This is a genomic window from Chitinophagaceae bacterium, assembly GCA_030053935.1.
Taxonomy (GTDB): Bacteria; Bacteroidota; Bacteroidia; order Cytophagales; family JASGCU01; genus JASGCU01.
In genome coordinates this window covers 1-10306 of record JASGCU010000085.1, presented here as the reverse complement: position 1 = coordinate 10306, position 10306 = coordinate 1, and the positions used below count along the sequence as shown (strand labels likewise).

At 33.2% G+C, this 10306-nt stretch carries 7 protein-coding genes; 4 read left to right on the top strand and 3 right to left on the bottom strand.

Going from position 1 to position 10306, the window contains the following annotated elements:
- Window positions 1-70: 70 nt before the first annotated feature.
- Both QM536_08195 and QM536_08190 read left to right on the top strand, forming a co-directional pair.
- Entirely contained in the window at window positions 71-892 is an 822-nt protein-coding gene (locus tag QM536_08195) for a hypothetical protein (GenBank protein MDI9356984.1), read from the top strand.
- 382 nt (window positions 893-1274) lie between these two features.
- Window positions 1275-3782, top strand: coding sequence for a DNA gyrase/topoisomerase IV subunit A (locus QM536_08190; protein MDI9356983.1), 2508 nt, complete (start codon window positions 1275-1277; stop codon window positions 3780-3782).
- 26 nt (window positions 3783-3808) lie between these two features.
- On the opposite strand, the gene QM536_08185 is transcribed toward QM536_08190, so the two are convergent.
- Window positions 3809-4450 carry a hypothetical protein gene (locus tag QM536_08185; GenBank protein ID MDI9356982.1) on the bottom strand — a complete coding sequence of 214 codons (642 nt, stop codon included), beginning with the start codon at window positions 4448-4450 and terminating at the stop codon, window positions 3809-3811.
- Between the two features lie 345 nt (window positions 4451-4795).
- On the opposite strand from QM536_08185, the gene fsa reads away from it, so the two are divergent.
- Both fsa and QM536_08175 read left to right on the top strand, forming a co-directional pair.
- Window positions 4796-5452, top strand: coding sequence for a fructose-6-phosphate aldolase (fsa, locus tag QM536_08180; GenBank protein ID MDI9356981.1), 657 nt, complete (start codon window positions 4796-4798; stop codon window positions 5450-5452).
- Between the two features lie 14 nt (window positions 5453-5466).
- Window positions 5467-6570 carry an ATP-dependent 6-phosphofructokinase gene (locus tag QM536_08175; protein ID MDI9356980.1) on the top strand — a complete coding sequence of 368 codons (1104 nt, stop codon included), beginning with the start codon at window positions 5467-5469 and terminating at the stop codon, window positions 6568-6570.
- Between the two features lie 14 nt (window positions 6571-6584).
- On the opposite strand, the gene QM536_08170 is transcribed toward QM536_08175, so the two are convergent.
- Complete coding sequence (locus tag QM536_08170) at window positions 6585-7730, bottom strand: acyl-CoA dehydrogenase (protein ID MDI9356979.1); 1146 nt, start codon at window positions 7728-7730, stop codon at window positions 6585-6587.
- Window positions 7731-8078: 348 nt separating this feature from the next.
- Window positions 8079-9824: a hypothetical protein gene (locus tag QM536_08165; GenBank protein MDI9356978.1), complete on the bottom strand. Its 1746-nt coding sequence runs from the start codon at window positions 9822-9824 to the stop codon at window positions 8079-8081.
- Window positions 9825-10306 lie beyond the last annotated feature (482 nt).

The following is a 10306-nucleotide window of genomic DNA, read 5'->3' as shown; positions in this document are numbered from 1 at the left end:
AAAGTGATTAAGAATTGATGACCAAAACCCTATAACTAAAAGAGCTATCCATTAAAAATGAAATATATCTATGAAATATGCACGGGGCAATACATGTAAAAACTGCCGTCACTTTATTCATGATACTTATAATAATTGTTCTAATTGTGGGATGAGTTGTGATATCAAAAGATTTAATTTTACCCTTTTTTTTAAAGATTTTATAGTGAATTTAGATATTGGATTTGATAGATTATTTGTCCAAACGTTTAAATGCCTTACACTAACTAAGGATCCGGGGAGAAACATAAGAGAATTCATCTATGGAAATCATTATAAACTGTATGAACCGATGAAATTCTTACTTATAGTAGGGACTTTAACTACTATCATTACTGTATACTATGATGTTTTTATTATAGCGGATGAAGCCCCCCCCTCATTTTTTTTTGAGGGAACTTCTTTTAGTTCGATAGAAAAAATATATTCCGAATATTTTATGGATTTTTGGAAACTTGCGAATGCGTATTCTACAGTAATAAATATATTGTCTACTCCTATTTTTGCTTTTTTTACTTATTGTTTTTTTCGTAGTAAGACATTCTCATTTAATTATGTAGAAATCCTTATACTCAATATTTATATAGTATCCATACAGCTCTTTGCCATTTTTTTATTTGTTCCCATACTACATTTTTTCCCTGAAAATAAAGGAGAAATAATCAGCATATATATTTTTACTACTATGATGTATAATATATGGGTATTTATATGTTTTTTTTCTCATATACGCATGATAAAAAGAATTATTGTATCCGTTATCAGTATTTGTTTTGGATATATTGGCACATTTTTTTGTATGCATCTTTTGTTTTTATTTTTAAAAGAATTACAACTCCTTTCTTTTTTATAAAAATAGAAACTTTACCGTCTTTATTTGGATTTCAAGGGAGGGAAACTTGGTTTTTTGAAGCACAAGCATTTCATTGCACCGACTACCCACTCATCTATTATACTTTATATAATAAAATGGTCAGATGGGGTGCGATTCTTTTATTGGAGCATAACAAAAATCTTGGTAGCACTGAAATGGAAAAAATAAATCTTATTAAGAGGAAAAAGGAATGTTTTTAGAGCAGATATATCATATTCATATAAAAATTTTCTCTGATATATAAAAAATATATTTTAGCAAAATGTTTTTGTCGCTACAAAAAAGAAGAAAGTATTGGAAGTAGAGAAGAGATAGAAAGCTAAGCAAACAAAAAGAGTTATAACACACAAATACAGGAATAATGAGCAATAAAAAAAACGATGGAAAAGGTGTAAACCCAATTCATACAGATATACTGAACAAAGATGCTTCGGGTATTTCGATGATGTATCAAGATTGGTTTTTGGAATACGCCTCTTATGTGATTTTGGAGCGGGCAGTTCCTGCTATAGAAGACGGAATGAAGCCAGTTCAACGGCGGATTCTCCATTCTATGTGGGAAATGGAAGATGGGCGATTCAATAAAGTAGCAAATATTATTGGAAGCACCATGCAGTATCACCCTCATGGCGATGCTTCTATATCCGAAGCAATTGTGAATATGGGAGTGAAAAATCTCCTCATTGAAACGCAGGGAAATTGGGGAGATGTGAGGACGGGAGATAGTGCAGCGGCGGCTCGTTATATAGAAGGTCGTCTTTCCAAATTTGGATTGGAGGTTATTTTTAATCCACAAACCACCACATGGCAGATGTCTTACGACGGCAGGAAAAAAGAACCCGTTACATTTCCCGTAAAGTTCCCTATTCTTTTGGCACAAGGGGTAGAAGGTATCGCAGTTGGGCTTTCTACCAAGATTTTACCGCATAATTTTATAGAACTTGTCAAGGCATCTATCAGTATATTGAAAGACGAGCCGTTTGAGATCTTCCCCGACTTCCCTACGGGCGCTTTGATGGACGTAACCGACTATAATAAAGGAATGCGTGGAGGAAAAGTGAGAATACGAGCAAAAATAGAAGAAGCGGATAAAAAAACATTGCTGATTAAGGACATTCCTTTTGGCATCACCACCGGCTCCCTGATAGAAAGTATTATTAAAGCAAACGAAAAAGGGACTATAAAAATAAAAAAAGTTATTGATAACACTGCTGAAAATGTAGAAATAGAGGTACAGCTCGCACCAGGCACTTCTCCGGATGTTACTATTGATGCCCTGTATGCTTTCACCGATTGTGAAATATCTATTTCTCCCAATGCATGTGTTATTATTCAAGAAAAACCTGCCTTTATGGGAGTAGATGAAATCTTGAAAGTATCTACTTATCAAACAAGAGACCTCTTGGAAAAAGAGCTGACAATCAAGAAAAACGAACTGTTAGAAAAAATACTATTCTATTCCCTAGAAAAAATATTTATTGAACATAAAATATACCGAAATATAGAAGAATGCGAGACATGGGAAGCAGTTATATCTACTATTGATAGTGGATTAGAACCATTCAAAAAGATGTTTTTTAGAGATATTACAAAGGAAGATATTACAAAACTCACGGAGATAAAAATCAAAAGAATATCTAAATATGATGGATTCAAAGCAGATGAACTGATACAACAATCGGAAAAAGAACTCCAAGAAGTAGAACAAAATCTGACAAAAATGACCGATTATACTATTCGTTACTATCAAACTATCCTTGCGAAATACGGCAAGGGGAGAGAGAGGAAAACAAAAATAACTGCTTTTGAAACCATTGAAGCATCTGTGGTAGCAGCAAATAATGAGAAGCTGTATGTCAATAAACAAGAGGGTTTTGTAGGATATGGAATGAAAAAAGACGAATATATCTGTGAATGTTCGGATATAGACGATGTCATTGTATTTAGAAAAGAAGGAATATTGCAGGTAGTAAAGATTCAAGAGAAGACATTTGTGGGAAAAGATATTGTATATGCAAATATATTCCACAAAAATGATGAAAGAATGATATATAACGTAATATATATAGATGGAAAAACGAACTTTGCTTTTGCAAAAAGATTTCAAGTATTAGGTGTTACTCGCGATAAAGAATATGCTATAACGCAAGGAGAAAAAGGGTCTAAAATAATGTACTTCAGTGCCAATGCCAATGGGGAAGCCGAGATAATTGAAGTTACACTTTCGCAAACAAGCAAAGCAAAAAACAAAGTAATTCTCTATGACTTTGCTACTTTAGATGTAAAAGGAAGAAATGCCCAAGGAAATATTCTTACCAAATACCCTATCAGAAAAATACAGATGAAAGCAGAAGGAAAATCTACCTTAGAGGAGAGAAAAACTTGGTTTGATACACAAACAGGACGACTGAATCACGAAGGGAAAGGAATAGCATTGGGAATTTTCAAAGAAAACGAAAAAATAATTGTTTTTTATAAAGACGGGCATTATGAAATCTCCAATAATGAAATAACACAAAGATTTGAACCCTTAGAGGTATTGGTGATACAAAAATATAACCCACAATCTATCATAAATGCTCTCTATAGAGATGTAAAAATGAACGCATACTTTGCAAAAAAATTTATGATAGAAACATCTTCTACGGATAAAAAATTCTGTTTTGTACCTGAAGAAAGAGACATACAATTGGTTGATATCTCTTTTTTACCCAATCCTTTCTTACAAATCATTTATAAAAACGCAAATTCAAAAGAAACCATCACAGAAAAATTTCTCTTGAATCAATTTATAGAATTAAAACCTTGGAAATCCCCAGGTACAAAGATAAATTATTTTAACATTCAAAGTATTACATTTGAATCTTAAAGATATTCGTATCTATTTCGGTAATTTTAATGAATAACTTCAAAATGTTCCCCTCTGTATTTGAGCAAAGTTATCTTAAGTTCTTTGGCTTGGAGTAGGACACCGCTGTCAAAACTCATTGCAGCAAGAACAGGAATAATCTCATATTTTTGAAACCTTGTTTCTACTGTCTGAAAGGTAGGAATTGTTTTTTCTATTAATTTTTTCATATCTTCCTCTGTTCCTCGGTGTTTGATTTCTATCACACAGATGTATTTTTTATTGAACAAGAGAGCATCTATTTCTGCTAATGGTCTTCCGTTTTCAGAGGAAACAACAAGATAGTTCCTTGCTATCTCGTAGTATTCTACTCCATTTATTTTCATTGTTTTTTGAATGGAATTAAGAAAAATTTCTTCTACAGTCGCTCCTATAGTAAACCCTAAGGATCGAAGAGTAGAAGCGGTTTTCTCTCCTTCTCGTTCTAATCTATCTAAACCTTTACTTATCCTTTCCCATTCTTTTTCTACTTTTATGGAGTTCTCTGCTCTTGCCTTCTCGTTCTCTGCCCTTGCCTTCTCGTTCTCTGCTCTTGTCTTCTCGTTCTCTGCTCTTACCTTCTCGTTCTCTGCTCGCAACCTCTCTGTTTCTTTTTTTAATTCCCAGTATTCTTCTTCAGATTTTAGCATATTGTTTTAGTTTTTATTCTGTACATTTGTATAAAATATTTTGTATCTGTTTAAAAAGTTTGTTTTTACCGATAAAGAACGAAAAAAATAACTCTTTAAATGTCAATAATTACAATTTTTTAAATAAAGATATTTTTTGATAGAATATTTTCTTAAAATACACAAAAATATACCACAAATATAAAAAGAATAAAAAAAAAAAGAAATTAGCAATGAGCAGACCAACACGACCAGCTCCTGTTGAATCCCCCAGGTTAGGAATGAAGCAAGGGTAAATGGTTGTAGCGGTGCGATGTTTGGTCTGCTTTTTTAGTATTCAAATATAATCATAATAATTTTAAAATAATGAAGTTTTTTATAGATTCAGCAAACCTAAAAGAAATACGTGAAGCAAACTCCTTAGGCATATTAGATGGGGTAACTACTAATCCATCTCTCATGGCTAAAGAAAATATAAGAGGAAAACAAAATATCTTATCCCATTATAAAGCTATCTGTAACATTGTAACAAATAATGTAAGTGCAGAAGTTATAGGACAAAGTTATCAAGAGATGCTAGATGAAGCATACGAATTAGTAGATATAGACCCAAAAATAGTGATAAAAGTTCCAATTACCGTAGAAGGTCTCAAAGTGATAAAAACTTTGAGCGATCAAAATATTAGGACAAACTGCACTCTTATATTTACATCGGGACAAGCCCTCTTAGCCGCAAAGGCAGGTGCCAGCTATGTATCTCCTTTTATAGGAAGATTAGATGATATATCTTCCGAAGGAATGCTTTTAATAGAGCAAATAGTAAATATTTTTAAAAATTATGGCATAGAAACAGAAGTCCTTGCCGCCTCTATTAGAAGCACTCTCCATATAATAAGATGTGCAGAAATTGGAGCCGATGTAGTAACCTGCCCATTAGGAATCATTCAAAATCTTTTGAAACACCCTCTTACCGATAGCGGTTTAGAAAAATTTATTGCCGACTATAAAAAAGGAAACCCCTAAAAAATAATAAAAATATGTCAAAAAAAAAGGTATTAGTTTTAACCGGAGGAGGCGATTGCCCTGGATTAAACGCTGTAATAAGAGGTATAGTGAAGCGTTCTCAACAAGAAAAAAATTGGGAGATATGGGGAAGTATGGAAGCATATAATGGAGTTTTACGAGATCCTCAGGAATTAGTTTTGTTAGATAATCAAGTGGTAAAAGGCATTCATGTAACAGGCGGAACCATCATTGGAACTACAAATAAAGGAGGACCTTTTAATTGGCCCACCAAAAACTCAGATGGAACATGGAAAGGAGTAGATAGAAGTGATGAACTCGTATACAAACTAAAAAAAATGGGCTTTATAGGAGTCATTAGTATAGGTGGAGATGGTTCACAACGTATTTCACAAGATCTTTTTGAAAAAGGACTTCCCGTAGTGGGTGTTCCTAAAACTATAGATAATGACCTTTCATCTACAGATTTTACTTTTGGATTTCAAACCGCAGTCCAAATTGCATCAGATGCCTTTGATAAATTAGTAACAACCGCAGCCAGTCATCACCGAGTTATTATTTTAGAGGTAATGGGCAGAACGGCTGGCTGGATAGCTCTTCACGCAGCTATATCTGGAGGAGCAGAAGTTTGTCTTATCCCCGAAATACCATACGATATTGAAAAAATAAAACAACGTATAGAACAAAGATATAATAATGGAAAAGGGTTTGCAAATATAGTTGTTGCAGAAGGAGCATACCCTAAAAAAGGAAATATAGTTACCAAAAAAAATACAGAGGTAGGATACGAAAATATACGACTTGGAGGAGTAGCATTTCATTTAGCACAAGAACTAAAAGACGCGGGATGCACCGCTGATATAAGAGAAACCGTTTTAGGGCATGTGCAAAGAGGAGGTTCTCCCATAGCTTTTGATAGAATTTTAGCACTCCAGTTTGGAGTAAAAGCTTTTGAGATGGTATTAGAAAAACAATTTGGAAAAATGGTCGTTTATAAAAATAATACCATAGCAACTACTACCTTATCCGAAGCCATAAAAGAAATAAACCTCGTAAATACAGATTCTTACTTAGTAAAAGCCGCAAGAGGTTTAGGTATTTCTTTCGGAGATGTATAGATGAGCAAGCATCGTTATTTTGACCTGAGTATCTCTCTTGCTATCACCATTTTCTGAATTTCAGAAGTCCCCTCGTATATTTGCGTTATTTTAGCATCCCGCATTAATCTCTCCACATGATATTCTTTCACATAGCCATATCCTCCGTGTATTTGAACCGCTTCTATGCTTACATCCATAGCTGTTTGAGATGCAAAAAGCTTCGCAAAAGCACTTGCCTGCGAATAATCTTTACCATTATCTTTCAAAAAAGCTGCCTGAAAACACAATAACCGAGATGCCTCTATACTTGTAGCCATTTCTGCAAGCTTAAATTGAACAGATTGATGCTCTGATAATAACTTCCCAAACGTCTTCCTTTGCTGAGAATAACGAACAGATAATTCATAAGCACCCGAAGCAATACCTAATGCCTGAGCAGCAATACCTATCCTCCCCCCATTTAATACTTCCATAGCAAATTTAAAACCAAATCCTTCCTCTCCAATTCTATTTTTTTTAGGAACACGCACATCTTGAAATAATAAAGAATGAGTATCCGAAGCCCGTATTCCTAATTTTCTTTCTTTTTTACCCACTACAAACCCTTCCATACCTCTTTCTACAATAAGTGCATTAATCCCTTTATGTTTTTTAGAAGGATCTGTCTGTGCCATAACAATATAAGTAGAAGCACTATTTCCATTTGTTATCCAATTCTTTACTCCATTGAGAAGGTAATAGTCTCCCTTGTCTTCCGCTATAGTTTTTTGAGAACTTGCATCCGAACCAGCCTCAGGTTCTGAAAGACAAAAAGCACCTATTACATCACCTTTTGCTAAAGGAATTAAATATCTTTGCTTCTGCTCCTCATTCCCGTATTTTTCTAAACCACCACAGACCAATGAATTATTTACCGACATACAAACAGAGGCGGAAGCATCTATTTTAGATATTTCTTCCATGGCTAATACATAAGAAAGAGCATCTGCACCTATCCCACCGTACTTCGGAGAAATCATCATCCCTAAAAATCCCAACTCTCCCATTTTTTTTACCTCTTCTTTCGGAAAACGCTCCTCCTCATCCCTTTCTATAACTCCCGGCAACAATTCTCTCTCCGCAAATTGCCTTGCCATATCTCTTATGGCTATTTGTTCTTCTGTTAATTGAAAATCCATATAATTGTAGTATGATTAAAATTATAAATAATTATTAATTGTATCCAAAAAAACTCTTCGTTTTGGAATGTAAGTCATAGTATGAGGTACTGAATCTTGTTCTCTATAATGAAGACCGCTGTGAAACTAAATTAAAAAAAATCCACTCATTCTATCAAAACGAATCATTCTACGACTCATTCTCTTACAATAAAAATAAATAATTATGGGAATGTATATAAAAAAACAAGGATTCCCAGTAAAGTATCTTTGTTCAGACGCTACAGGAAATCAGAACATACAAAAAAGAAGGTCCCATACTTGAAAGTATGTGCTTTTTCAACTTACCAGAGAGTTTTTATAGAACGGTCACTTTTTTAGTTTTTCTTTTAGTATTTCAAGGAATAGGAGCGGAGCGGGTTTGGTAACATCTTGAGAAAGCGATTTTTCACGGATTAAAATACCCGTCTTGAGCATTAACACCAAGCTATCCCTTTCAGAGAATATAACATCTTTGTATTGTATTCCATATTCTTCTAATCGTATTTTCCCAGATATACGGTTATTATGGATACTTCCCAATTCTACTTCTATGGGCTGAGGTGATTGCTTCATTTGCTCTAATTGATATGCTATAGAATATGTTTTCATACTATAAGCATAAGTGCGAGGAAGTAAGGACTGACAATAGTTTACCCCTATATAAAAAGAAAGAGCGTATACTATATATTTTGTTTTTTTGGAATCGGAGCATATATAATAATAAAACAGAAGAATACTCACGGGAATAAACCAAAAATGCGGAACATACCTCATAATCCAGCCCCCTGGTACTATTACAACAGAGAGAAGGAGAGAACCGAGGAAATAGATGATACAATACTGTATATTCTTTTTTGCACACTGGTGTAAAACAAACATAAGTAATACAAAGGAAAGAATACATATCTCGCTAAAATAAATGCCAAAATCAGCAAAAAACTCTCCTTTGCTGGACACAAATTCCTTTATCTTGGGAGTGAACGGAATACCCACAAGAGGTTTTTTTATACCAGTCGATTCAAAGTACTCTCTATCTACATCCGAGGCAAAGATACAGAGAGCAAGTTTTTTGAAATGATTCACATAATAAAAAGCAGAATCGTATTGATTTTTACCTATCATATCCACAGAATCGTCCAAAGAAAGAGGATATACGGGATTGTTATACAAAAGACTGTTGGTTATGTAAGGATGATAATTTATAAATGCTATACTTATAAAGACGCTGATACCCGAACATATAATTATTTTTTTACAAAGTATATACTGTTTCTGTAAGAAAACAAAACATAATAATGATAGAGTAAGGACTCCTATAATAAGGAGAATAGTAACTTTCACACTCGTGAGTATAATAAGTAAGATGCCGAATAAAAAAAAGAAAATAAATCCAACTCTATATCTACATATAAAATAACAAGAGACCAAAAAGCAAAGAAACAGATTGCTTATTTGTCCATCTATAAGAAAGGTATGTAGATTTGCAAATACACTTGGATTACAATTAAGAAGAACCGTTCCTAAAACTATTTGCTTCCGAGAAAATCTACCAACATCATGCAAACAAGCTACGGTAAGAAAAATGGACGCAAAGAGAACTAAATAATTCATTGCCTTTGCAATTTCAACGGTATTAAAAAAAGAATAGAGAATCGCCTGAGGGATTTCAATTCCTTTTGGAAAATTTTGAACCCGAAAATGCTCTCTTGCCACAGAAGAACAATACTCCTCTTTAAAAGGATTCCACCCATTTTTTAAACAATAAATAGATGATTGGTGATACCACATCCCATCCGTACTACCATCATAAAATTGGTGAGAAACTAAGAGAGAACTCCCCAATAAAAAAACAATGACAGCTGAGTTTTTGAGAAAAAAAAGAACTCTTTTTTTATAATAAAACCGTATCAGCAGAAAATTTACCAAAAAAGTATACACAACAGATATAATAAACAGCACAGGACTTATAACCATCCCTATACTAAAACTAAAAGCCGTTATAAAGAGCATACAAAAAAACATCTGCAAAATCCCAAACCCTACTAAAAAATAAAATAATGTCTTGTCTTTCATATACAAAAAATATGTTTTCAACAAATAAATATTTTTTACGTATATACTCTCTAAACATGTATCCCTTTGGAATTTTTTTTTATTTTTTTGAAAAATCTATATGCTTTATAAATATATCTCGTGCAAAAGAAAAACTATACCCTAAAAAATAGAATATCCTGTTGTTACATTTCCAAATCTCATTTCATAGTATTGTATGCTCCATGAAAAAACGCGAGCTTTTTTTTTAACTCATAATAAATGGAATCTTTTTACTACCCAAGATTTTATGAATTTTCTTGCAGATGCTATTACAAAAAAGTATATATATACGAAACGAAACTTTCAATGTACTATTACAAAGTGAAACTTTTTCGTCTTGAAGTCAAATTTTCTCTTAAAAATTTCTATAGAATTTATAATAAAAAAAATCCCACCATTTTAATGGCGGGATTTTTTAGAAATGGTTAAGGAATTTTTAGAACCCATCAATAGTAACCCCC